Annotated in this window: 19 protein-coding genes and 1 tRNA gene; 7 read left to right on the forward strand and 13 right to left on the reverse strand. The window is 34.7% G+C overall.

Features of this window, described 5'->3' with window-relative positions; all coding sequences use genetic code 11:
• Window positions 1–1,419 carry an NADP-dependent phosphogluconate dehydrogenase gene (gene gnd / locus J7E44_RS16070; RefSeq protein WP_214831428.1) on the reverse strand — a complete coding sequence of 473 codons (1,419 nt, stop codon included), beginning with the start codon at window positions 1,417–1,419 and terminating at the stop codon, window positions 1–3.
• A gap of 381 nt (window positions 1,420–1,800) precedes the next feature.
• Here gnd and J7E44_RS16075 point away from each other — a divergent pair, with 381 nt between their 5' ends.
• Window positions 1,801–2,160 (forward strand): prevent-host-death protein, encoded by a 360-nt coding sequence (locus J7E44_RS16075; RefSeq protein WP_214831429.1) that lies wholly within the window; start codon window positions 1,801–1,803, stop codon window positions 2,158–2,160.
• 2 nt (window positions 2,161–2,162) lie between these two features.
• Here the strand turns inward: J7E44_RS16075 and J7E44_RS16080 are convergent, their stop codons facing one another.
• From J7E44_RS16080 to J7E44_RS16095, 4 genes are all read right to left on the reverse strand, one after another.
• The gene (locus tag J7E44_RS16080) at window positions 2,163–3,062 is read right to left on the reverse strand and encodes a TolB family protein (RefSeq protein ID WP_214831430.1); all 900 of its coding nucleotides are present in this window, start codon (window positions 3,060–3,062) and stop codon (window positions 2,163–2,165) included.
• On the reverse strand, window positions 3,052–3,642 hold the full coding sequence (locus tag J7E44_RS16085) for an ASCH domain-containing protein (protein WP_214831431.1): 591 nt from the start codon (window positions 3,640–3,642) through the stop codon (window positions 3,052–3,054). The genes J7E44_RS16080 and J7E44_RS16085 overlap by 11 nt, the downstream gene beginning before the upstream one ends.
• A gap of 132 nt (window positions 3,643–3,774) precedes the next feature.
• On the reverse strand, window positions 3,775–4,188 hold the full coding sequence (locus tag J7E44_RS16090; protein ID WP_214831432.1) for a nuclear transport factor 2 family protein: 414 nt from the start codon (window positions 4,186–4,188) through the stop codon (window positions 3,775–3,777).
• 71 nt (window positions 4,189–4,259) lie between these two features.
• The gene (locus J7E44_RS16095; RefSeq protein WP_214831433.1) at window positions 4,260–4,658 is read right to left on the reverse strand and encodes a nuclear transport factor 2 family protein; all 399 of its coding nucleotides are present in this window, start codon (window positions 4,656–4,658) and stop codon (window positions 4,260–4,262) included.
• Window positions 4,659–4,806: 148 nt separating this feature from the next.
• Between J7E44_RS16095 and J7E44_RS16100 the strand changes: the two genes are divergently transcribed.
• From J7E44_RS16100 to J7E44_RS16120, 5 genes are all read left to right on the forward strand, one after another.
• Window positions 4,807–5,841, forward strand: coding sequence for an AraC family transcriptional regulator (locus J7E44_RS16100; RefSeq protein WP_214831434.1), 1,035 nt, complete (start codon window positions 4,807–4,809; stop codon window positions 5,839–5,841).
• Window positions 5,842–6,075: 234 nt separating this feature from the next.
• On the forward strand, window positions 6,076–7,164 hold the full coding sequence (locus J7E44_RS16105; protein ID WP_214831435.1) for an NADH:flavin oxidoreductase: 1,089 nt from the start codon (window positions 6,076–6,078) through the stop codon (window positions 7,162–7,164).
• 192 nt (window positions 7,165–7,356) lie between these two features.
• On the forward strand, window positions 7,357–7,722 hold the full coding sequence (locus J7E44_RS16110; RefSeq protein WP_214831436.1) for a DsrE family protein: 366 nt from the start codon (window positions 7,357–7,359) through the stop codon (window positions 7,720–7,722).
• A 120-nt stretch (window positions 7,723–7,842) separates the two neighbouring features.
• Window positions 7,843–8,724 carry a helix-turn-helix domain-containing protein gene (locus J7E44_RS16115; RefSeq protein ID WP_214831437.1) on the forward strand — a complete coding sequence of 294 codons (882 nt, stop codon included), beginning with the start codon at window positions 7,843–7,845 and terminating at the stop codon, window positions 8,722–8,724.
• Window positions 8,725–8,781: 57 nt separating this feature from the next.
• Window positions 8,782–9,246, forward strand: a complete 465-nt coding sequence (locus J7E44_RS16120; RefSeq protein WP_214831438.1) for a nucleoside deaminase — start codon at window positions 8,782–8,784, stop codon at window positions 9,244–9,246.
• Window positions 9,247–9,299: 53 nt separating this feature from the next.
• Here J7E44_RS16120 and J7E44_RS16125 read toward each other — a convergent pair whose 3' ends face one another.
• Window positions 9,300–11,099 carry a POTRA domain-containing protein gene (locus J7E44_RS16125; protein WP_214831439.1) on the reverse strand — a complete coding sequence of 600 codons (1,800 nt, stop codon included), beginning with the start codon at window positions 11,097–11,099 and terminating at the stop codon, window positions 9,300–9,302.
• 327 nt (window positions 11,100–11,426) lie between these two features.
• Here J7E44_RS16125 and J7E44_RS16130 point away from each other — a divergent pair, with 327 nt between their 5' ends.
• Window positions 11,427–13,826, forward strand: a complete 2,400-nt coding sequence (locus J7E44_RS16130; protein ID WP_214831440.1) for a hypothetical protein — start codon at window positions 11,427–11,429, stop codon at window positions 13,824–13,826.
• 331 nt (window positions 13,827–14,157) lie between these two features.
• Here J7E44_RS16130 and J7E44_RS16135 read toward each other — a convergent pair whose 3' ends face one another.
• The 7 genes from J7E44_RS16135 to J7E44_RS16165 all read right to left on the reverse strand — a co-directional run bounded on the left by J7E44_RS16135 (window position 14,158) and on the right by J7E44_RS16165 (window position 21,755).
• Window positions 14,158–15,531: an aldehyde dehydrogenase family protein gene (locus J7E44_RS16135; RefSeq protein WP_214831441.1), complete on the reverse strand. Its 1,374-nt coding sequence runs from the start codon at window positions 15,529–15,531 to the stop codon at window positions 14,158–14,160.
• 71 nt (window positions 15,532–15,602) lie between these two features.
• On the reverse strand, window positions 15,603–16,358 hold the full coding sequence (locus J7E44_RS16140; protein ID WP_214831442.1) for a type 1 glutamine amidotransferase domain-containing protein: 756 nt from the start codon (window positions 16,356–16,358) through the stop codon (window positions 15,603–15,605).
• Window positions 16,359–16,386: 28 nt separating this feature from the next.
• Entirely contained in the window at window positions 16,387–17,337 is a 951-nt protein-coding gene (locus tag J7E44_RS16145) for an alpha/beta hydrolase (protein WP_214831443.1), read from the reverse strand.
• A 78-nt stretch (window positions 17,338–17,415) separates the two neighbouring features.
• Window positions 17,416–18,186 (reverse strand): SDR family oxidoreductase, encoded by a 771-nt coding sequence (locus J7E44_RS16150; protein ID WP_214831444.1) that lies wholly within the window; start codon window positions 18,184–18,186, stop codon window positions 17,416–17,418.
• A gap of 144 nt (window positions 18,187–18,330) precedes the next feature.
• Entirely contained in the window at window positions 18,331–19,137 is an 807-nt protein-coding gene (locus J7E44_RS16155) for an SDR family oxidoreductase (RefSeq protein WP_214831445.1), read from the reverse strand.
• A gap of 718 nt (window positions 19,138–19,855) precedes the next feature.
• Window positions 19,856–19,927 (reverse strand) — tRNA-Arg (locus J7E44_RS16160).
• Between the two features lie 61 nt (window positions 19,928–19,988).
• Window positions 19,989–21,755, reverse strand: coding sequence for a TonB-dependent receptor (locus tag J7E44_RS16165; protein ID WP_214831446.1), 1,767 nt, complete (start codon window positions 21,753–21,755; stop codon window positions 19,989–19,991).
• Window positions 21,756–21,765: the final 10 nt, after the last annotated feature.

A 21,765-nucleotide genomic window follows, 5' to 3' on the forward strand; every position in this document is an offset into this window, starting at 1 on the left:
TTAGTTATTTGTACTTTCCCAAGAAGTATGAAAAACACCTTCTCTATCAATCCGCTGATAGGTATGTGCTCCAAAATAATCACGTTGAGCCTGGATTAGATTTACTGGCAACGATTCCGTGGTATAGGCATCAAAATAACCTAAAGCAGTCTGAATTCCTAAACTTGAAATTCCATTTAAGGCAGCAAACGCAGCTGTTTTTCGCAATGAATTAACTTTTTCTTTAACAATGATTGAGATCTCTTTATCCAATAAAATATTGGAAAGATTAGGATTCCTGATATATGCCGAATAAAACTTTTCTAACAGAACTGAACGAATAATACAGCCTCCTCTCCAAATTTTCACAACGTCCTTTAATGGAATCTCAAAATGATATTCATCAGACGCTTTTACCAATAAAGATAAACCTTGTGCATAGCTGATTAAAGTAGCCAAATAAAGGGCATCTCCCACTTCCTTGATAAATATATTGATATCCTCCGGACTTGTAATTTCTTTTTCTGAATATAACCCAGAAGCCTGAATTCTTTCATCTTTATATGCTGATAAAATTCTCGATGTAACAGCAATATCTATTGTTGGGATAGAAACACCAATTTCCATAGCTTGTTCTGAAGTCCATTTTCCAGTTCCTTTTGCTCCCGCTTTATCTAAAATCTGATCTACAAGATAATTATCCGTTAATGAATCCTTCTGTTGAAAAATATCTCGCGTGATCTCGATCAGAAATGAGTTCATATCACCATTGTTCCAGTCTCTAAAAACTTCGTATAACTGCTCATTATTTAATTTAGCTCCTCTCTTCAGTAAATCATAAGCCTCACTGATAAGCTGCATAATGGCATATTCAATTCCATTGTGTACCATTTTCACATAGTTTCCGGCAGAACCTTTTCCCATATAAGCTGTACAAGCTTCCTGATCAACTTTTGCAGAAATGGCTTCAAGCATTGGCTTAAGAAGATGGAAAGCTTCCACATCTCCACCCGGCATAATACTAGGTCCTGTTCTTGCACCTTTTTCACCTCCTGAAACTCCCATTCCCATAAAGTGCAGATTTTTTGATGCTAAATCAGCAATACGCCTGTTGGTATCTTCGAAATAAGAATTACCAGCATCAATAACGATATCCCCACTGTTTAAAAGTGGTGTAATGCTTTCCAGGACTGCATCAACTGGTTTCCCTGCAGGAACCATAAGAATGATTTTTCTTGGGGTTTCTAACGCAGATACAAAATCTTCTAGTGTTCCTGTACCTTTTACTTTCATTTCTGAAGTTGCACCTTCTTCAAGTTTTTTTACCTTCTCTTTATCAAGGTCAAATCCTGCGATTGAAAACCCATTATCAGCAATATTATAAAGAAGATTTCTCCCCATTACTCCGAGACCAACCATCCCGTAATTATATCTCTCCATTTTATTTATATTAATATGAATTCTGTTATTCCTGTTAAACAAAGAATAAATTTACGCAAATGCCTATGAGGAAAAAAATAAAAGAGCGGAAAAGTTCCCTAACTTTTTACATATAGCTAATTGATAAGCTGATAGTATGATGCTCACTTTTATAATCATACTTAAGAATAAAAAAAATCCGACTCTTGTCAGAATTTTATGTAAACGCCATCTGTTCTATTAATTAGGGCATATATATTTCTTTAAACGGTGAATAAAAGCACAATTCTTTAGTATTCTGTATCTAATAACTGAATGGGGCGTTATAATTATGAAAATAATCTATCAAAAAATGACTGCTATTTAGTACAATTAACTATATATTTGCCAAAATTTAAATTCATGAACTACAAACTTGCGCTTAATACGCAGGAGCCTAACTCTAACATTGTTTTTAATACAATTATATTTGATTCATTCAAGATTAATATAATTGAGAGGTATGCTGGATCAATGAGTTCTCATCCAAAATTATGCGAAGTTATATTTAAGGTCAGAACTTTAGATGATAATCTGATTGAAAAAAGAGATGGTAATACAAGGGTAAAAATCACAGGTAGCGATTTCGAAGCCTATCTGAAATTAACTCAAAAACTGAATTCATACGAATATAAAAACAAACTGATCAATAGAAAAGACAGCGAGCAGGATTATGTTCATTTTATTCTGGGTTTGGTAATTTCTAATTATAATCTCAATTAGTTTTACTTTTTTTGATCAAATTTGTAACCTATCCGGTAAATATCAGTTCGTCCGGGGCTTTCTGGAAGATGAGAACTGAAATACAGGTACCCAGCCTCATTAAAATTAACCGAAGGTCCAAAGGTCCAGAATTCTTCAGCATTGATTTGAGAAGGTAATGGTGTTGGGACACCAAAGCTGTTCTTATTTTTATAGGACACAAAAAGAGCTGCTTTTTTATTTTTGCCAACAAGTGAAGTAAAAATCAAAGTATGATTGTCTGGCAATAGAACGGCATCAAAATCATCTTCCGGGCCATTAACTTCAGATCCCAGATTGACCACTTTTGAAGAATTTCTTAATGGCAATTCAACCGTGAAAAGATCCTGACCACCAAAACCGCTGTGTCCATTAGAAGAAAAAAAGAGATTCTTAGCTTTAGCATCTGTTACAGGAGCCCATTCATTGCCGGAGGTATTAATTTTATCCCCCATATTTACTGGTGGATCAAAAGCATCTGTAGTTGCATTGTAACTTGCAAAATAAATATCATCGCCACCAAAACCCTCTGGGCGATTGGAAAAAAAATATACTCCCTTTCCATCTGGCGAGAAGAAAGGATCAAAATCATTAAAATCACTGTTGAATGTTGCTGGTTTGGGAGTTGTCCAGTGTCCGTCTACATAACTTGACTGCCAAATATCCATATCCTCTTTTCCTTTAATCCAGCCAATTCCTCCCCAAAGCATTTTTTTATTATCGGGGCTAAAGGACATCTTTACGTCAGCATTAGGTGTTGATACCAAAGAAGGCATAAATAATTCAGAATGATCTTTGAAGATAATTTTTTGGCTTTTTACAGGTACTGAAATAAACATCATTATGCTTAAAATACCCATGCAATATTTTGATCTATTTTCCATAGCACTCAATCTTTTTAAGATATTCATTTCCTAATGGTGAAAGTTCATAACCTACCAGATGACTTATCGTTAGACCCAGGTTCTTTAGTTTTCGGATATTAAGTTTAAGCCACTCTTTTTCAAATCCCGTCAAATTTGCAATTCCAATTGCGTGAAGCTTAGGATTTTCTTTTATAGTACATAAAACAGATTTTGTCCAGGATCCATGTTTACTGAATTGATCCATGCGCTCCAGCTTTTTTGTCAGATCTGTAAATTGCTGTTGTGACAGTTCCGATTGTTCTCTTAACTTAATACGTGGATCTGTGGAATGATAACTTACTTTTATTTTAAAAAGTATTCCTGTGCTGTTGTTCTTAAACGATTTTTGCAAATCCTTTTTATCAATAAAACCTGCATTTAAAGCATCTTCATCGGTTATATCATTTTCATTCACGGTTTCAATGTTATGGATTTTAACTAAGCCGATAGAAGTATGTAAAAGGCTTCCAGTCTTTACAGAAGCCTTTTGCCAGTTGCGAAAAGCCAATGTAATTTTTCCAGATTTGATACCTTGCAGATGTACTTCCTTAAACAGCATACTTCGTTAAATTTATTCCATTTCGTAGCTTAAAGCTACATTTAATCATAATTGTATTTAGTTTAAGATAAATATACTTAAATAAATTTTTAATGGATTAAACTATTTCATCCACAATAAGAGAGCATAATTTTATTGATCTAAAGCTTTTACTAATCCAAAAGTGTCTTCCAGCAAGGTATATTTTACAATCAGCCCATCAATAATCATTATTTCAGTGAAAAATAGTGATCTGAAATTTTGACCAGTTTTAATCATAATTGTTTCAAAACTTCCTGAACTAAGTACTACATTTCCATCGGTTACTATATGATCAATTTTTGCAGAAACGGGTTTTGTATTTTGCCATAAAAGCTCAAAAAACGCTCTTACCTGACTACTGGTTTTTCTGTGTCCCAACCAAGGTGCAATTGTTTCGTTACCTGGAACATACCAGTCCAGCTTTTCAGGGAACAGTTTCATTATCATTTCAATATTACGTGCTCCCAATGCTAAATAATATCTTGAAACGACATCGATTGGGGCCTGGCTTTCAATTAATTCCATTTATTTACTTTTAAATTATTATTTGCCTGCCAGATTCAATTCACTTGATCTGGCAGGTTTTAAGTTTTATTTTAGCCCTTCCAGAAGTTATCCTCCTGTGTCATATCTGCGGAAAAAATATCTACTCTTGAGATTTTATCATGCTCAACCGTATAAATATCCGTATTGTAGACATCAAGTTTTTCTCCGGAAACTTTTTCTGCTGTCCAATGTAGCTGGCATGCAACCCGGTTATCATTTATGCTAATGGAATTAAAAGCATTTAATTTTAGTGTATTACCTGTAATGGCAAACATCTTTCCTACCATTTCAAAGACTTCCTGCTGAGAATTCTTCAATCCTGAAACATCATTATTTCCAGGCTGGGACCATTTTACTTCAGGGTCTAATAAAGAACCAATTTTTTCAAGATCAAGTAGTTTAACGGCTGTCAAAAATTCTGTCACTAATTGTTTTTGTTGATTTTCCATACAATTTTTTATTTTTTGTCTGGGTCAAAGTTCGCCGCTTTACCTGAAATCTGACATACCCCAAAACGACATTTAATGATCATTTCCCGCCAAACTTTACGCTCACCTGCCAGAATATTAATATTTTAGCATACTATAGTGATCTACCATGGAAGACCAATCTAAAAATTTCTGCTCAAAATTAATCAGCTACACAGTTCAGCGAGATATTTCTGCTGATCAGCTACTCCTTTCTTCAAACATCACTCTAAAGGAACTGACCAATTCAAAAGAGCCACTTAGCCCCAAACAAATTGATGATCTATGGATTAATGCAGTTACCATGACCAAGGATAATATGTTTGGCCTTCATCTTGGAGAATCCTTACAGTTGCAGGCTCTTGGAATAGTAGGAGAAATTATCAAAACAAGCAAAACTGTAGGTGAAGCACTGATGAATGCTACTCCACTTACCCGCTTGATCACAACGTCAGTCGAACTTAGTATTTTCAAGGATGATCATCATTTCTCTATAGCTTTTATCCCTCTCAACCCTTCTTGGCATAAGAACATTGTCGACATACAAATAGTCGATCTTTTAATGGTTTTGGTGATACATGAACTTAATGGATTATTATTTAAAAAACTTTATCCCAGCTCCGTCAGCTTTGCCAGACCATTGGAGAATCCTGACGAATATGAGCGTGTTCTACGTTGCAAACCTCAGGACAATGCAAAAATCAACCAGATTTCATTTGATCTGTCTTATTGGGATGAAAGAATTATAACTGCCAATCACGAACATCAAAAACTTCTGCTCAGCCAATCAGGTATTTGGCAAAATAATGTTATTACCGAGCCATTATTTAAAGACCGTGTGTACAATTATATACGTGCAAACTCTTATCTGAAAATGATTACCCTGGAAGATCTCGCAGGTAACTTCAACCTCAGTACACGAACTCTTCAGCGTAAATTAAAAATTGAAGAAATTAATTTTCAGCAGCTTGCTGATGAAGCGCGTAAAAACCTGGCTTTAATGTATCTTAAAAATGATTCTTTTCAAGTAACTGAAATATCCATTATGCTAGGTTATAATGAATTAAGTGCATTTATACGTGCATTCAAACGATGGACAGGAATGTCCCCTGCACATTATCAAAAAACGTTACGCCAATCACTAAAAGAAGTTTCTTCTTATTAAAAAATATTTCAAACGTATTGACCCGAACACTATTGTTAAGTATTTAACTAACCTAACTCGCTCATCAAGCTGAGTACTTTCCGTTAACTGATTTCTGGCAAATTTCAATAAAGATGGTTAGATTAAAAAATATCCATTATAAAATAAAAATCATCCATTTCTTACGAATGATTAACAAATCATCTTTGCAACAGACAAAATTTACATATTTAAAACCTTAAAAATTCAAACAAAATGTCTGTTTCTGATCTATTTAAACCACTCACTCTGCTGCATGGTCCGGCAATGAGAAACCGTTTCATGCTGGCTCCATTAACCAGCCAGCAAAGTGATCATGATGGTACCGCATCAAAATATGACCAATTGTGGATGGAACAGCTTTCAAAAGGTGGTTATGGATTGATACAAACCAGTGCCGCTACTGTGGAGGCGGGAGCCATTGCATTTGAGCGTCAGTTGGGTATTCACAGTGACAAGCATCTGCCTGGATTGATTCAAATGGCTACAGCTATTCGAGAAGGAGGTACATTATCTGCAGTACAACTCCACCATGCCGGACATCGTGCTAAACCAGAATTAGGAGGAATACCGGCTCCTGCTTCAGATAAAACATTACCGGGTGTCGCAGCTATCACCACTGAAGAGGTTGAACGAATCCGGGACAGTTTCATTGCAGCCGCAAAGCGGGCACAGCTTGCTGGGTTTGATGGGATATCAGTTCATGGTGCTTTCGGATGGATTCTTTCTGAATTTTTATCTCCCAATCTGAATGACCGCAAGGATCGATATGGAGGTAGCGTAGAAAACAGGGCCCGCTTCACCATGGAAGTCATAGAAGGTATTCGCAAAGCTTGTGGCCCTGATTTTCAGATAGGCTGGAGATTATCGATTGAACGATATGGTCTTCGTCTAGAGGAATTGCGTGAAATTACTGCAGAGATCTTTAATCGTGAGTTGATTGATTATCTTGACCTTGCATTATGGGATTCGACTCAGATTGTTCGGGATGGAACCTATCAAGGAAAAACGATACTCAGTGTTTTCACAGAACTTTCTCGAAAAAACGTTCGTTTAGGAGCAGCCGGCAAGATAATGAGTGCTCAGCGAGCCGGAGAATTACTTGATGAAGGCTGTGATTTCGTATTGATAGCAAGGGCAGGTATTCTCCAACGGGATTTCCCTCTTCAGGTACAGGCCAACCCTGTCTACGACAGCCCAAAGCTTCCTGTACCAGCAGAATACCTTCGTCAAGGGGGCCTAAGTGAGCGGTTTATCGATACCATGCGAGGATGGCAGACCTTTGTATCTCCAGGTTCTAAATAAATACATCCATTTACTTAATTCTTAAATCAATAAAGTGAACCTTTTACCTAAGGGTTCGTTTTATTTTTTTAGTGTATCTGTGCTGAATTAATAACAAATTAAATAATGCAAAAAATCTCCATTATAAAGTAAAAATCATCCATTCCTTAAAACCTGTTATTACTACATCTTTGCAGTGTTAATAAATTTTTTATGAAAAAAACAGCAATTATTATTCTTTCTGATCCAAAGGCTGGTTCAGAAGAAGCAATGGGAAGAGTCTTCAATGCATTAGCATCTGCATATGAATTTAAAACTGCAGGTGAAGATGTAAAGATCATTTTTCAGGGTACGGGTATAAGATGGCCTGAGCAGCTTGAAAAGCCTGAGCATCCGATAAATGGACTTTATAAGGAAGTAAAGGATTATGTTCATGGCCTTTCTAAAGGGTGTGTTGCGGTATTTGGTACAGAAGTTTCAGGTTATGATTTATTGAATGAAAATGAAGTTCCGGGAACTCCTGGTCTGCCAAGTTTACTTAATCTCAGAAACGACGGTTACCATATTTTAATTTTTTAATCAGCTTTACAATTGCCCTCCTGGTAAATCAGAGGGCAATTTTTAATCTTAGATCATACATATCGATTATATGTAAACTGCATAATGAGTTTGAAAAATATTAATTAAATTGCACATATCATGTTATCACAGTCTGTATATACGCTCGTTAATCAACAGAATGGAAATTTGGCTTTCAAACTATTTGAGTTTGATAACAATAGTTATTTCGATCATGTTCAGCGTAATAATTATTTCACTCTTATATTAATTACATCAGGTGAAGGGATTGCCAAAGTTGACTTTTGTAATTATTCGTTTAAAGAGAATGCATTGTTTGCCTTTTACCCTTACCAGTCATTTATGTTGTGCTCAAAAAGGGCATTAATGGGTATTTCTATACAATTTCATCATGATTTCTTTTGCATTTATCGCCACCAGCAGGAAATTGCAGCTAATGGTATTCTATTCAACAACATCTATCAACAGCCCTTTATTTATCTTAATGAAAACTGTAAAAGCACCATATTAAATCTCATCCAGGGAATCGCTAATGAACTAAAAGATGAAGCCTTCAGGAAAGATGAAGTTCTTGTTTCCTATCTTAAAATTTTGCTGGTAATGGCTACAAGGATAAAACTTGAACAGCAATCCATTCAGGACGCAGAATATCCGAATGGAAAACAACAATTTTTGATCCAAAATCTCAAAAATGCAATAGAAGAGAATTTTCGGATAAAGCATTCCGTCAGTGATTATGCGGATCTTCTTAATCAGACCCCTTCATCTCTGGCACGGATCACAAAAAATCATTTTAACAAGACACTTTCTGATCTGATCATCGAACGTATTATCATTGAAGCAAAAAGAGAATTATATCTTACGGATAAAACGATCAAAGAAATAGCGTATGAGCTTGGATACGAGGATGAATACTACTTCAGCAGGCTCTTTAAAAATAAAACAGATATTTCACCTCAAATTTATAGGAATACCATTGGATTTAACAAAGGTAATTTATAATTAATATCAATTTAAAATTTTATACTTTTTAAAGGAAAATTAAATACCGTATTAGCAATGAGCAACTATAATAAATACATACTTGAATGTATTGAACTCGCCAAACAGGCTTTGGAAAAAGGAAATCCACCAGTCGGATCTTTGCTGGTTTTTAACGATAAAATTATTGGCAGAGGAATCGAGTCCGGAAAATCTACAGGAGATATTACACAGCATGCAGAAATTTTAGCGGTAAAAGATGCATTGGAAAAAGGTTATCGGGATACATTAAATCAATCTATTCTTATCTCTACACATGAACCCTGCATTATGTGCTCCTATCTTATCAGACATCATAAAATTGCAAAAATTGTCTTTGGCGTTTCTGTTCCTTCAGTTGGCGGACAATCTTCGGAGTTTAAAATCCTGGAGACTGAAATCATTCCAAAATGGGGTAAAAAACCTACAATTGAATCAGGAATATTGCAACATGAATGTGAACTCCTGAATCAGCAATTTACAGATTATCTATCCAATCAATAAAACCTCATGCAGGCTTCTTTGATATAGATCTTAGATAAGTCAAAACATTCTTATCAATTTCCAAAATTCACAAAATGAGGAATGTCTGTTCCAAAATTGTTGATTGGCAGAAGGTTGTTTCTATTACTATTAAAATCAAAAACCGAATTATTATCGAAAGGAACACGGGGATAATAGGTAAAAGAAATCTGGATCCTATTGAAAACGAGAAATGGATTATTAATTAAGACACCAATTCCTATTTTTGTGTTTGCATTTGTTTTCAGGAGTTTATCATCAGGCATCCCTAACCAACCGACTGCTGCAGTTAAATACGGACTGAAATGAAAGTTCTTCCACGTTTTATTAATAAACAGTTGAAGTTGATATCTTAAAACCAATTTTTTAGTTCCTATATAATCTGAATTATAAACAGGAAATTCATCTGCAGAAGAAAGATTAATTCTGTCTTTATAAGTATAATTATGTTGTGGATTTCCCAATGCCAGAGTCGGAGAAAAGAAATGTCTTACTTTAGCAAATTTCCAATCCATAAGATGGGTAAAATAAGTTCCATCCAATCGGAAAGATTCACGATTTTGGTCATCTTCATTAAAAAATCTTCCAAACTCAGCTTTCAAATTGAAATAACCCAACTTTGTAAATTGACCATAAGATCCTGAAATTCCCACATAGGGTTTAACATCATTACTTCTTGATAAACCTCCTGCAGTAAAATTTACCGAATTACCATAAGCAATATCCTCCGGCAGATCATATTGAAAAATATTCTTCTGAACCGAAAAATTCCTGTGAATAAATCCGATAGACATGAGAAAACTGTTGTATGAGCTAAAATACTTATACTGATCACTTTCAGGACTGTCTTTGTATTGATAATTTTGAAATCTCCCAACCACTGAAATATTGCTGGAGACTTTTTCACTTGGGTCAGATGAAATAGGGATTTGATAACCACCCCATAAGTCCTGACTGAACACTTTGATCTGAACTTCCGGATAAGTCGTATCAGTTTCTATAGGAAGCAGAACATTTCGCATAAAATATTCAAAAGTAAAACCACCTGCCCATCTTGTCAGAGGTGAGAAAAAATCTCTTCTGACATTGAAATTGATCCTCTCATTTCTAAAAAAATCACGTTCCCCCAGAACCTGGGCATTGATATAAGAACCAAAAAGATTATATGCTGTATAGCTTCCCAAAAGATAGTTTTGTTTTTCCTTGGAATCATTTCTATAAAGAAAATCCAGGGTATGGCCTAATCCCAATACATTTTCTTCGGTAACTCCCAAACCTATTTTACTTCCTGAATAGCTGACTCTCGGTTTTAGGCTCCAGGAATCGAGAACCTTTACAACAACATCAATAGAATCTTTGCTGGAGGTACTATCAGAAACACTGATATTAACTCTGTTTATAAAAGGCATTGTTCTCAGCAAACGTTCAGATTCGTAGAGTTTCTGAGCATTATATACTTCACCTTCCTTAAAAAGCAAATAATTATTAACTGTAGAAGTTTTTGTGTTAGAATGAAGATGATCAGTCAGCCAATCGTACCATTTGAGTTTTTCTTTATTATCTTTAGAGCCATATCCAAAAGGATCGATGGTCTCTACCCGGATTTTTCTGATATATTTTTTATTGTAAGTCTCCTGAAGCATCTTTTCGGTCCTGGATTTAACAGAAGCTGAATCCGCTTCCCTACGAAATATCAAACGATGAATGAATTTGGTAACTTTTCTTTGATCTGAAAATTCTTCTATTTTATAATAAAGAGAATCTTTTTTTTCCTGTGCATTTAAAAAGGAAAAACCACTTATAAGCATAATTAAAATTACAATCGATCTAGTCATTAGTCATCAAAAATTCAATAAGGTTTCTAATATCAATTTATAAGCCAATAAAGATTAAAAACATACTAATATCTCGAAATATTCATGTAAAGATTAGAAGTCGTTGTTATTTTGAATTTTCGAAGGCAGCAGAAACATAGCTTAGTAGATAAGAACCTTACCATAAACCATTGCGGATATACTGGATTTTGAAAATATGGCAATTATTATCATTTAGTGTTAAAGAATTAAAATCTTCTTAATTTTTTCAATTATAAGGCAAATATCCATTTTCGAAATCTTTAAATGAGTAATTTAGCATTGGATTAAAAATGCGCTAAGATATTTATGAAAAATATATTCTTTTTATTGCTTCTTTCAATTGCACAACCTGTATTGTCACAAACTAAATTAGAAAAAGCAATTACAAATCTTGAAAATAACTACGAACAAGAAAAAGTATACCTACTTACCGACAAATCACAATATGTAGCAGGTGATAAGATATGGTTTAAAAGCTTTGTATTTGATGGCTATAATCGTTCTGCATTGTCTACCACTCTATTCGTTGAATTGTACAATTCCGATAAAAAATTAATAGACTGGAAAACCATACTTCTAACGAATGGTGAAGGCAGCGGAGATTTTAAACTGAAAGAGGACCTTCCTGAGCAAGTTTATTTCGTAAGGGCTTATACGCCTTATATGAATAATTTTAGTGAAGATTTTCAGATTGTTAAAACTATTCCTATTTACAATCCCAATTCAACTGAAGCGTTGGAAATTTCTAAAAATTCTGATTGGTCCGCTAAAGCTTTTCCGGAGGGTGGAAATTTCATTAATGGTATGCCAACAAAATTTGCCGTAAGATTATCAGGCGATGCTTCTTTACCGGAAAGCTGGACCGGAAAAATAATAGACATACAAAATCCAAATGTGCCTATAACGACCTTTACATCTTTTGATAAAAATGTTGCATCTTTTAAAATTACTCCGGTTTTAGGAAAAAAATACCAGGTCATCATTCAGGATAATACAGGGAAAAGTCAGACCATAGATCTCCCACAAGTTGCAGGCAGTGGTGTTAATCTGGAAGTTTCCAGCTCTAAGGAAGGTATTAAATACAGCTTAAAAGGAGTTAATCTAACACAACAGCTCCAAAATTATAAAATCGTTGGAACCATCAATAATCATCTTGCTTATAAAGCTAATATCACTCAGTTAACCAATGAAGCTTCAAGTCTTATTCCTACAAAAATTAACAATGGAAACAACGGTGTTTTACAATTAGCCATTTTTGACGGCCAAGACAATCTGGTCGCACAAAGACTTTGTTTTATAAAGCCCAATAATTTAAAAATTGAAAAAGCAGAGATTATCGGTCAGAATTTAAAACAAACGCCAAGATCATTCAACAGCATTGATCTTTCACCAGAGTCTGTTTTTAAAAATTATACTGTTTTGGTAAGTGAGGATGACGGTAGCCACAATCAGGACGAAGAAAATATACTGAGTAGCCTTTGGTTAACAGGAGATTTTACTACAAAAATAGACACGCCAGCACAATATTTTTCTAAAACTGCCAATAGCGAAGCTTTGGATGCTCTGCTTATTTCTGAAAACTGGAAGAGATTTGACTGGAACTCTTTACTTAGCGGATCTTTACCGGCCATTAAAACCAATTCTCAAAAATTTCTTTCTTACAGGATAAAGCCACTTAAAAACAATGCTTTGCTGAAAGATACTAATGTAAATTTAGTATTAAAGTTAGGTGAAAATGAGCCTGTCATTAATCAATTCAAAACCGATCAAAATGGATATATCTATTTAGACAACCTTAGCTTCAATGAGCCTCTGGATGTTTCATTATTTGTAAATTCAGAAAGTAATAAAGAATCGGGAACAGATAATTTATTCGTTACCATAGAACCACTGGTAACTCCTACACAATTTAAAGGCAGTTTCCCAAGTACAAAATACAAATTGGTGAAAGCCGCTGAAAATAAAAAAGTTTCTCCAGCAATTTCCAGAGCCATCAACACTCAGAAAAACATAAAAAAAACAGAGAATATTGATGTACAAATTGAAGAAGTAAAATTAGTAGGAAAAAAGAAAGATCCAAAAGAAGACTTAGACAAACAACTTTCTACCGGAATGTTTAGTTCTATCAATTCTACAATTTTTGACTTTGTAAATGAAGACCAACAGGCCGCAGGATCAAACAATATACTAGATTGGCTGCAGGGAAGAGCTGCTGGATTAACATTTCAAAGAGATAACTCAGGTGTGAATGTCCCTTACATTCGTGGTCAGAAGGCTAAGTTATATTTGGACGAAGTACCTACTGATCCCAGTATCATTACAAGCCTTCCTATAAGCAATATTGCGATGGTAAAAATCATTAAAGAATCAGGGTTAATAGGTAATGCCGTTGCAATCTATACCATGAAAGGAAATATGAAATCTAAAAATAATGTAAAAGAAACCCAAAATAACAATTCATCTATACTAAAAGGTTATGATAAACCTTCAGAATTCCCTATTGAAATGTTAGATGATGATTCTCCAGCGAAAATTGAAAATGACACCCGGGAAACACTCTATTGGAATCCAAATTTATTTGACAGTGATTATGTTCCGCCGATGATTAAATTTTATAATAACGACAGTGCAAAACAATACAAAGTACTTATCATAAGCTTTGACGAAGACGACAATCTACTTTACGATAAAGAAATTTTAAAATAATATATTTCTCTACATTAAAAAGCCTTTCAAAATAATTGAAAGGCTTTTTTAATATTTTAAAATGTCCTCGTGGTTTGAGGATATTCTTTTTGTCAAAATAAATTCAGTACATTTAAAATATATCGAGCGATTTATTTATGAGGAAGAAGCAAGCTTGCCCATTACATTTGATAACTATTGTCTGGTTTTTATCGATTGCATAAATGTAACTTATTTACCAAGGTATTTGTTAAGGTTCCTTAACCATAACCTAAATCCGCCCAACATTGGGATACATAAGATTGTGGGTTACTTTTTAATACGATTAATGACTTCTTGTTGTGTCATTTTCTTATCCAAATATACTTAGATTTTTAGCAATATCTTTACCTGCATATGGAGGAAATACATCTAGTTCTAGATCAGGGTTTCCTACTAGTATAGATTTTCTATTGCTTAGTGCTTCGAAACCTGCTTTTCCATAATATTTACCCATTCCTGCATAACCTACGCCGCCAAACGGGAGACTGTCTATAAAGCAGTGTACGTTAGTCTGATTGACACACCCTCCACCAAAAGAAACGGCATTTAGGAAATAATCAATATTCTCCTGGTTTTTACTAAAAATATAAGCAGCTAAAGATTTGGGCTTGCGTTTAATGATTTCTATAGTTTCTTTTAGATCACTGTATATTAGAATTGGAAATACAGGACCGAAAATTTCCTGCTGCATTGCGGGGTCTTCCCAAGTACTCGGGTATAAAATAGTAGGCTCAACATACCTATCTTTAACATTAAAACGACCTCCTAAAACCACTTTTTCAGGAAGGATGTATGATGCAACTCTTTCAGTATCGTGTTCACTTATCATTCGGGCAAAATCTGGACTTTGACTTGGATCTTCTCCATACATTTTGACTGTTGCCTTTTTTAGCTTATCAACAAATTCATCGGCAATACTTTCGTGTATATATACATAACCTGGCGCAATACACCACTGACCAGATATAGCCATATGTCCCCATAGAACACGGTCAACAGCAATGTCTAGATTTGCCGTTTCATCTACGATCGTTGGATTTTGTCCCCCAAGCTCTAAGATAATAGGCGTTAAATTTTCGGCAGCTGCACGCATCACGACTTTTCCAACAGCTGAGCTACCAGTAAAGAAGATAAAATCGAAAGGAAGTTTAAGTAGTTCTGTGATTTCTTCTCTCCCTCCTGTTACTACAGATACGGATTCTGGTTCAAAATATTTGGGAATTAACTCAGCAAATAATTTAGCAACTGTAGGGGTCGTATTCGCGGGTTTTAAAATTACAGGATTTCCAGCAGCAATGGCAGCAATAGCTGGGTCTAATAACAATAAAACAGGAGCATTAAACGGACCTATAATTAATGTTGTACCAAATGGTTCTTTATAGATTAAACCTCTGTTACCTGTTTCTTCTAATCCTATTGGTATCTCCACTGGTTCAGGAGTCATCAGAGCTTTCAGATTTTCTTTAAAGTATTTAATTACTCCCAAAGGAACGGTTATCTCAAACAATTGCTCGAATGGCGGCTTATTGAAATCAGTTTTCAAAGCCTGACATAAGGTTTCTTGATTTTCGGTTAAGAATTTTTCTAACCTGTTGAGTTGATCTATTCGCCACTCAAAGGTTTTGGTAACATCGGTATAAAAAAATTCTTTTTGTTTGTCAAATAATGATTGGTAAGTATTCATAATTTTGTGTTTTTGGTTAATTTTCCTGATAAATTATTTCTAATTTTAGTCTGATAAACACCCGACCTTATTTATTCTGATAAAGCCTCAATAACTAATTGAGATGCCAGAAAGCTACTGTGTTGTTGTTGGGCAGTAATCAACCTACCATCTCTAATGGCAAATGGTTCCAATGCTCCGGCAACTTCAAAGTTGGTATTTGGGTTTTTTCTAGCTTCTGTTTCAATGGTGTAATCATTTACCGTCATTCCAAACATTTCGTTGATCATATTTTCTTCACTATCTGCAAACCCAGTCCAGGTTTTTCCATCTGCCAGGAGTTTTCCATCACTTAATTTTGTCCATAAAAGCAAAGATGTTCCGTGGCAAATTAAACAGGTAATTTTTCCAGCTTCATAAAAATCGGCAATCAGTTGATGCAGCTTAAGATCATCTTTGAAATTAATTAATGGCGCTCCACCACCCGATACACAAACGGCATCATAATCGGCTATATTGATATCTGCAATAGGAAGGGTATTTTCCATCCATTGACCAAATGTTGAGTGATGTACAAAACCAATACTTATCAAATCGTTTGGATAAGCACCTTGAGGGTTTTCGGGATTGCTGTGTCCATCAAACACTACTTTACCACCATTGGGAGAAGCCACATCTACATCATAACCTGCATTGATAAAATCAAAAAATGGTCGTGTCATTTCTTCGGCAAAAAATCCAACTTCCATTCCGTGGAGTTGTGCTGCATTGGAAACCAAACACAAAATCTTTTTCTTAGGGAAAGTATGCTTGGGCTGTTTTCTAATAATATTCTTTTGTTGGTTCATAACTTTTATTTTTTTTATTTTTATTTATTTAAGAAATTGCCCTTTTAATAGCTGCTATTCTTGTTTCCCAAAAATCTTTAGAGACTTTTGCATCTGGCACCAATGTATCAAATACATGTGTCATACCTGGATAAATATTCAACTCTACCTGTACACCTGAGGCAGCTAATTTCTGGGCATATTCAATACCTTCATCCCTTAAGCAATCCATTGTTCCCACAGCTATATATGCTTTGGGCAGATTACTCAAATCTTCTACCAAATTGGGTACTGCCTTTTTATATTCGCTTTCAGGAACACCGGTAAGATAACTTTGAAAACCATAATGATTCATCCAACTATCCCAAACTCCTATACTACATATTTCTTTGTTACTTTCAGAAGTAACTCTAATGTCGAGCATAGGATATGCTAGTACTTGTAAACATATTTTAGGACCTTTTTCATTTCGGGCCCTAAGGCTTACTGAGGTAGATAGTAATCCTCCGGCACTGCCCCCTCCAACAACGATCTTATCTGTATCAATTCCAAATTCAGCTGCGTTATCCGATACATATACCAAGCCTTCGTAACAATCATTCAAAGGTTTAGGATAAGGATTTTCTGGTGCCAAGCGATAGTTTACGGAAATGATAACACTATCTAATTCCAATGCCAGTTTATATAAGGTGCTGTCTTCCTGTTCTGGTAATCCGCTGATCGTTCCCCCTCCATGCATCCAATAAAGAAGTGGTTTTGGATTGGTCGCTGTTCGTGGCGTAAAAACTCTTAACTGTATTTCAATCCCGTCGCTGTTCGTGAAAAATTTGTTCTCTACTTTTAATTCAGAGGTGCTATTGACACCTACTTGCAGAGCCATTTGTTTTAATGCACCACGAAATACCTCGTGGAGAGGTGTTCCATTGGGTAGAGCAGGCTGACCAGCATATTTTCTTAGTATTAAGGCCAGTTCAGGGTCTACGTTTAATTGATATTTCATTTGTGTTTTTTATTATTAGAAGATAAACCTTAAAAAATCAGCAGTTTCCAGGCTGCTGATTTTTAAAATATTTCTAACTTATCTGGTTGTATAACCACCATTTGAGAAAATAGTTTGCCCAGTAATCCACCATCCATCAGTTACTAAGAATGTAATTAATGGAACGATATCTTCAGGATCTGTTAGTCCTGTTTTACTAAAGCTACTTAATGCTGCTGCAGATTTGTTATAAGCTGCCGAACCATCGGTTTCCTGACCATAAAAGAATGGAGTTTCCATAGGACCAGGTCCTACAGCTGTTACCGAAATCCCTCTTGATCCAAACTCCTTAGAAGCTGCACGGGTGTAATGCTCAATAGGAGCCTTACTTCCTGGGTAGATAGCATAATCATTGGTATAGGCTGCTAACAATGAACTAACAATTGTACAAATCTTACCATTATCAGCAATTTTTTTTCCCGCCTCTTGTAAAAAGAAGAAAGCAGCTTTTGAATTTACAGCAAAAATTTTGTCGTAGTCTTCTTCTGTTACGTTCACAATTGGTTTCTTAATAACCATACCTGTAGTATTTACGGCTATATCTACTTTTCCATATTTTTCGATCGCAGCATCAAACAATTTTGTATTGTTTTCTACTACTGTTAGATCTCCTTGTATTGCAAAAGCTTCTCCACCTGCTGCGATAATATCAGCTACTGTTTTGTCTGCATCTGGTTTAGTTGCATCACTATTGAAGTGCACTACTACTTTAGCCCCTTTACCTGCAAAATCTAAAGAAATTAATCTCCCTAGGTTTTTCGCACCACCACCTACTATGGCTACTTTGTCTTTTAAATCATTTCTTGACATACTTTTGTGTTTTTTTAAATTAAATAAATTGAGAAAATAAATATGAAATCATTCCATTGGAAAATATACCTTTCTAATTTTATATTATTTTTAAAAGCAATATAAAATTAGGTTTAGTCCTTTTTTTTTGCAATCTATTTGCATTTAATTGATAGTGGAAACAATTCCTCCATTGATGTAATTTGTAGTACCTGTAATCCAGCGCGCTTCAGGAGATACAAGATAGAGTGCCAAACCTGTAACATCTTGGACATTGCCAATGCCCCCGTCAATAGACATAGATTTAAGCCATGCAATGTTTTCATCTGATTCTGCAGGATAAAAAAACGAAGTATCAAGTGGCCCTGGCGCAATACAATTGACTGTTATCCCACGGTTCCCTATTTCTTTGGCAAGCGATTTCGAAAAATGCTCTAATGGAGCTTTACTTCCTGCATATCCAGCATACGTAGGCGCGAAAGCAGCTACCATTGTTGTTACGAAACTTAAAACTCGTCCATGATTAGCCATCTTTTGTGAGGCTTCTTTCAATAGAAAAAATGCTGCTTTTGCATTAACATTGAAGAGATCATCGAACTCAGTCTCTGTAAATTCAGCTAACGGCTTACGTATTATTTTTCCAGCTGTATTGATAAGAATATCAACCTGTCCAAATTCGGCAAGCGCTGCATCAAAAAGTTGTGTGGCTTGTTCCGGCCGTGTTAAATCAGCCTGAAATACAATAGCTTCACCGCCGTATCCACGTACAACAGATGCGACCTCCTCGGCTTGTTCTCGCTTTGAATCACTATTATAATGAACAACAATCTTAGCCCCTTCTTGTGCCAATAATTCGGTCAGTGCTCTACCAACATTAGCTGATGCCCCCACCACAATTGCAACCTTGCCAACAAAACGGCGGGCTCCAGTGCTCGTTGCAGTTGGATAACTTGTTGAAGTTAAATCTTTCATAATCTTTGTGTTTTTTAATTAAGAACTAAAGATATAAAAAAAAGCATTAATCACACTATTGGTTGAAGCTACCCATTTTTTTGTACAACCTGTACCAAGTCCATTATACCATTTTTAATTTAATTTCGCCCAAGTAAAGTTTGATGTAATGCTTTCAGCTTTATTAAATTCAACAAAGGTGCTTTTTAAATTTTCAATACTTTTTTCATTAATTGAAATGCCTGTTTGTAAATAAAAGTATATTTCTTTAAGATTTGGTTTTATAAAATTATTTTGAAAATCTTCATCTAAGTTATCAAGAGCAGATTGTGATTTTATATAATTTTTAAGTCTTCTTCTTTTTACTGTTCTGTAAAATTTAATACTGAAGTATTTAACAACGTTCCAATAATCACACCTGCAATAGGAGTTATGATTTTCATAATTTCGATGTTCATAATTAAAGAGTTTTAGATCAAATTTATTTTGTCTACTTGTGGTAATACAATACCCTTCAAAAAGAAAATATTATATTTGAAATGAAAAGGTAATTTTTTTCATCATTTGTGTTTTTTAAGTCTCTCTTTTTGTGGGAGGTTTTTGTATTAGGTCTAATTAAAAACCTTTACCAAAATTGTGGTATAGAACTGCGAAAAATTATATTAACTAATTTATTTATTAGTAAAGAAAACCTAAAGTGTATATAAAAAGAATAACCCCTATAAATAGGGGTTATTTGTGACCGCAGAAGGACTCGAACCCTCACTGTCGGAGCCGAAATCCGAAGTTCTATCCATTAAACTATGCAGCCAGTTCAGGTAGTGAATTCTAGGACTTAGGTAATTTTTTACTTGTATCCTCCAATTTTACTACTAGAAGGTAATCTTCACACCGCCCAAAATTTGAGCTCCCAACACTTTATATCCTTTATAGGTTTGATAGTTTGAGTTCAGAAGATTATTTCCGGTTGCGAAAATACTGAAATTTTTGTGAAATTTATACTCTGCGGAAAGATTTAAATCAGCATAACCACCAACTTTGTCATTGGTATTCTCCGTAGACTGGTATACCATTGCCGGATTGGCTACTCCTTCAATTGAGTAAGAGTTTGTTGTTCTGTCACTTGCAAAGATTCCTTTGAATCCTAACAATAATTTTTTATCCAACATGCCATACTTAGCTCCGATACTCGCATTGAATAATGGAACGTTATAAATGTTATCGAAGTTCTTCAAATTATATTTTGTGAAATGAAATTCACCGTCTAAAACAAGATTAGCTAAAGGAAAATACTGAATACTTCCTTTGATATCACTTACATTACCATCATCATAAATTGCAGAAAATGTATTTGCGAAATTATAAGCAGAGCGGTTCAATGTATAATCGTTGTTGAATAAATCATTTGCTTTAAAGAAAAGAATATCTCTCATTTTCCCGAAACCAGCAGAGAAATCATATTTAATTGTTTCATCAATATCTCCTCTTAAACCTGCATAGAAATGATATTTTGTTTCCGTTGGCTTCAGCATCTGATCAGAAAGGATAAAAGGATTCTGCTGTAAAAGATCACTATAAGTATTCAGCTTTAAACCTCCATCTACCCCACCGTAGAATTTAAATTCTTTAGCAGCAGCAACCTGAAATTCAGCTTTTGGAAACCAATAGCTTTTATTATTTTTCACCTGCTCCATCATAGTATTTGAATTTTTAGCATTCAAAAATGCAAATGAAGAACCTACCATCAAATAAGATTCTCCTTTAGCAAATGTAACTTTCGGATCTAAAGTAGCATTGAAAAAGTTGGATGAGTTTTTATCTCTGATGTCAAAATCTGTTTTTACGGTTTCTAATCCTACTCCTAAATCAGCATTCATCAGAATCCCATTTTTAGACAGTTCTACTGCATGTTTTGATAAATTAACCAAAACGGATGCCTGATTTTCCTGCGCATCAAAATGGTCTTTTAAAAATGATGATTTCACCCGTACATCGTTTAAGATCTCATTAGAATAAAAATCATAGTATCCATTCACTTTAAACTGATTCACCCTTTGGTCCAAATCAATATCCGCAGCAGGTTCTAATGCGTAGATCCCATAATATTTATTATTATCCAATCCATATTGAGCATTCAAATTGAATTTCCCTTTTTCACCATAAGAATTTAAAAAAGCTCCAATAGATGCCGAGCTCTGTTTAGAATCCCAGGCATATTCTTTTTTCAAACCTAAAGTCGAGAGAAAATGAACGTCTGCTCCTACTTCCAGTTTATTATTAAGTGTTTTAGAAATATTGGCATCACCAAGAATTTTTCCAAAATTCCCCATTCCAAATTGGAGATAGTTGTTTTGAGCTGTTCCCTCAAATTTTGGAGTTACATCCTGTCCCTGAATAGTCGAAGTTTTGAAGTCTGAAACCGCTGGAACATCCGTAATTTTATATTGTACAGGATTCTGAGATTTCTCTTCAGGCGGGTAATTCTTAATCGTTTCAATAGAAGTTTTTTTCTTTTCGATCTTTTTAACTTCCGGTTCTCTTTTTTTATTAAGAATCAGTTTCTCTTCTTTGATCTGGGAAAACGCAATCTGCGAAACCCCTAAAAATAATATGGATAATATTTGAATTCTTCTGTTCATTACGTATTGT

Origin of the sequence: Chryseobacterium sp. ISL-6 (genome assembly GCF_018613715.1) — a bacterium.
In the GTDB taxonomy this organism is placed as follows: Bacteria; Bacteroidota; Bacteroidia; order Flavobacteriales; family Weeksellaceae; genus Chryseobacterium; species Chryseobacterium paludis.

Bases quoted from the DNA above. Each gene is read 5' to 3' on its own strand.
- gnd (WP_214831428.1), bottom strand. From the start codon at position 1,419: ATGGAGAGATATAATTACGGGATGGTTGGTCTCGGAGTAATGGGGAGA.
- J7E44_RS16075 (WP_214831429.1), top strand. From the start codon at position 1,801: ATGAACTACAAACTTGCGCTTAATACGCAGGAGCCTAACTCTAACATT.
- J7E44_RS16080 (WP_214831430.1), bottom strand. From the start codon at position 3,062: ATGGAAAATAGATCAAAATATTGCATGGGTATTTTAAGCATAATGATG.
- J7E44_RS16085 (WP_214831431.1), bottom strand. From the start codon at position 3,642: ATGCTGTTTAAGGAAGTACATCTGCAAGGTATCAAATCTGGAAAAATT.
- J7E44_RS16090 (WP_214831432.1), bottom strand. From the start codon at position 4,188: ATGGAATTAATTGAAAGCCAGGCCCCAATCGATGTCGTTTCAAGATAT.
- J7E44_RS16095 (WP_214831433.1), bottom strand. From the start codon at position 4,658: ATGGAAAATCAACAAAAACAATTAGTGACAGAATTTTTGACAGCCGTT.
- J7E44_RS16100 (WP_214831434.1), top strand. From the start codon at position 4,807: ATGGAAGACCAATCTAAAAATTTCTGCTCAAAATTAATCAGCTACACA.
- J7E44_RS16105 (WP_214831435.1), top strand. From the start codon at position 6,076: ATGTCTGTTTCTGATCTATTTAAACCACTCACTCTGCTGCATGGTCCG.
- J7E44_RS16110 (WP_214831436.1), top strand. From the start codon at position 7,357: ATGAAAAAAACAGCAATTATTATTCTTTCTGATCCAAAGGCTGGTTCA.
- J7E44_RS16115 (WP_214831437.1), top strand. From the start codon at position 7,843: ATGTTATCACAGTCTGTATATACGCTCGTTAATCAACAGAATGGAAAT.
- J7E44_RS16120 (WP_214831438.1), top strand. From the start codon at position 8,782: ATGAGCAACTATAATAAATACATACTTGAATGTATTGAACTCGCCAAA.
- J7E44_RS16125 (WP_214831439.1), bottom strand. From the start codon at position 11,099: ATGACTAGATCGATTGTAATTTTAATTATGCTTATAAGTGGTTTTTCC.
- J7E44_RS16130 (WP_214831440.1), top strand. From the start codon at position 11,427: ATGAAAAATATATTCTTTTTATTGCTTCTTTCAATTGCACAACCTGTA.
- J7E44_RS16135 (WP_214831441.1), bottom strand. From the start codon at position 15,531: ATGAATACTTACCAATCATTATTTGACAAACAAAAAGAATTTTTTTAT.
- J7E44_RS16140 (WP_214831442.1), bottom strand. From the start codon at position 16,358: ATGAACCAACAAAAGAATATTATTAGAAAACAGCCCAAGCATACTTTC.
- J7E44_RS16145 (WP_214831443.1), bottom strand. From the start codon at position 17,337: ATGAAATATCAATTAAACGTAGACCCTGAACTGGCCTTAATACTAAGA.
- J7E44_RS16150 (WP_214831444.1), bottom strand. From the start codon at position 18,186: ATGTCAAGAAATGATTTAAAAGACAAAGTAGCCATAGTAGGTGGTGGT.
- J7E44_RS16155 (WP_214831445.1), bottom strand. From the start codon at position 19,137: ATGAAAGATTTAACTTCAACAAGTTATCCAACTGCAACGAGCACTGGA.
- J7E44_RS16165 (WP_214831446.1), bottom strand. From the start codon at position 21,755: ATGAACAGAAGAATTCAAATATTATCCATATTATTTTTAGGGGTTTCG.